The organism is Marinilactibacillus sp. GCM10026970, assembly GCF_042660675.1.
In the GTDB taxonomy this organism is placed as follows: Bacteria; Bacillota; Bacilli; order Lactobacillales; family Carnobacteriaceae_A; genus Marinilactibacillus.
Genome location: NZ_JBHSUL010000025.1, coordinates 1 through 1,794 on the forward strand (window position 1 = coordinate 1; position 1,794 = coordinate 1,794).

General features: G+C 34.8%; 1 protein-coding gene. It reads left to right on the plus strand.

Annotated elements, in window-relative coordinates; translation table 11 throughout:
- Positions 1 to 153: 153 nt before the first annotated feature.
- On the plus strand, positions 154 to 1,692 hold the full coding sequence (locus ACFP65_RS07060; protein WP_379917183.1) for an IS1182 family transposase: 1,539 nt from the start codon (positions 154 to 156) through the stop codon (positions 1,690 to 1,692).
- Positions 1,693 to 1,794 lie beyond the last annotated feature (102 nt).

Genomic DNA, 1,794 nt, shown 5'->3' on the forward strand with positions numbered 1-1,794 from the left:
GAGGCTGGGACAAAAGTCCCAGTTAAATAATAAGATCCACCGGGAAATCTACTTGAGATTTTCCAGTGGATCTTATTTGTTTATGTAAGCAAAAGGAGCATGCCTTTGATATAATATAATCACCACAAAAACATCATAGAAAGGGTGCTCCTTATGTATACTCAATATACCATGAACCAAACAACCTTGCCATTAGAAATGAACTCTTATTTACCAGAAAATCATATCGTCTACTCTATTCATCAAGTTGTGGAAGACTTGGATGAATCACAGTATCGCTTAATTGAAAACGACTTTGGTCGTCCGGCTTATCACCCGAAAGTTTTACTCAAAGCATTATTATTTGCCTATTCAGAAAGTATTTTTTCTGGTCGAAAAATAGAAAAAATGATGCAAGAAAATCTAGCAATGCAGTGGTTAACTGGACAAACTATGGTCTCTTACCGTACGCTCAATCGTTTCAGAGTTTCAAAAGTGACTAAAGATATTTTACAAGATCTCTATTGCACATTTTCCCTTCGTTTAAAAGAAGAAAAACTGATTGAAGGAAAAGCGTTGTTTATAGATGGTACAAAGTTTGAAGCAGATGCCAATAAATATACCTTTGTATGGAAAAAAGCTACTGACCGGTTTTATCGTCTATTGAAAGAAAAAGAAATGCACTATTATGAAGAAGAAATCACTCCATTAATCGACCAAGCGGTCGTAAGAGATCAAGAACAGGAATTTTCTAAAGAAGAAATTCAAGCATTACATGAGCTACTTCAAGAAGAACTCGAAAAAGTTGAGACAGAAATTATTGACTCAAAAGAACAGGAAGTACTCAGTCAATTGAAGAAAAAGCGTCGCTCTTTGAAGAAACATAGAAATAGATTGAAAAAAGATTTTATACCTAGAGAACAAAAATATGAAGAGCACTACGATACCTTTAATGGTCGAAACAGCTTCTCTAAAACGGATAAAGATGCCACTTTCATGCGTATGAAAGACGATCACATGATGAATGGTCAATTGAAGCCAGGCTATAATATTCAAATCGCAACTGAAAATCAGTTTGTGTTGCATACCCAAGTCTACCCTAACCCAACGGATACAAGAACACTTATCCCATTTGTACAGTCTCTTCCTGAGTGTGTTCAACCATCCACTTATATTGTCGCAGATGCAGGATATGGTAGCCAAGAAAACTTAGAATATTTAGAGCAGTCCTGTTGGACTGGCTTGGTTAAATACGGTATGTACGAAAAAGAACTGAAAAAGAAATATAGACTTTCGGATAGAAATAAAGATAATTGGATTCATGATGAGGTTCAAAATATCTATAGACATCCTGATGGGACCATTTATGCGTACAGTCATGTTAGTAGACAAAAAACAGATTCTGGATTCGTAAGATTATCTCATATTTACAAATCGACAGATCCAAACTGCAAAAATGGAAGAAAATCATTTTCCATTAACTATGAGTACGAGGAACAAAAACTAAATATTAGAGAAAAGCTTTCGTCAGAAGAAGGTGTTCGTTTTTACGGTAAACGTAAAATTGATGTAGAACCAACTTTTGGACAGGTGAAGGCCAATTTGAGGTTCACTCGATTTTCAGTTCGCGGAAAAGCCAATGTAGAAAATGAAACGAATCTGATATTCATGGCCAATAATCTACGGAAATATAATAAAAGAAAGAAGAAATAGAGATTATAAACAAGAATAAACCCTATAAGGATTGTAAAAAAGCACAATTCTTACAGGGTTTATTTGTATTTGAATATTTTAAGGGACTTTTGTCCCAGCCTC

Coding starts and splice junctions, on each gene's coding strand:
- ACFP65_RS07060 (WP_379917183.1), top strand. CDS start 154: ATGTATACTCAATATACCATGAACCAAACAACCTTGCCATTAGAAATG.